Annotated in this window: 1 protein-coding gene; it reads right to left on the bottom strand. The window is 69.7% G+C overall.

Annotation, left to right across the window (positions count from 1 at the left end; genetic code table 11):
• A partial coding sequence (locus L0666_RS17165; RefSeq protein ID WP_235262621.1) for a helicase HerA domain-containing protein occupies positions 1-231 on the bottom strand: 231 nt, incomplete at both ends.

Raw genomic sequence — 231 nt, 5'->3', positions numbered from 1 at the left:
ATGCTCGCGGATGCGGGTCGCGATCCGCGCCAGCTCGCGCTCCGAATAGGCGTCGCCCGACACGACGACATGTCCGTAGCGCTCGGCGAGCGTCACGAAATCGCCCTCGGGGTCGATCACCACCTGCTGCACCTGCCCCGCCGAGCGTTCGAGCAGCCGCCGCAGCAAGTGCGACTTGCCGGAGCCCGAATTCCCCTGGACGAGCAGGCGGGTGGCGAGCAGCTCCTCCAG

Source organism: Octadecabacter algicola, from assembly GCF_021532625.1.
Taxonomy (GTDB): Bacteria; Pseudomonadota; Alphaproteobacteria; order Rhodobacterales; family Rhodobacteraceae; genus Octadecabacter; species Octadecabacter algicola.
This window is presented reverse-complemented; position numbering and strand designations above follow the sequence as displayed.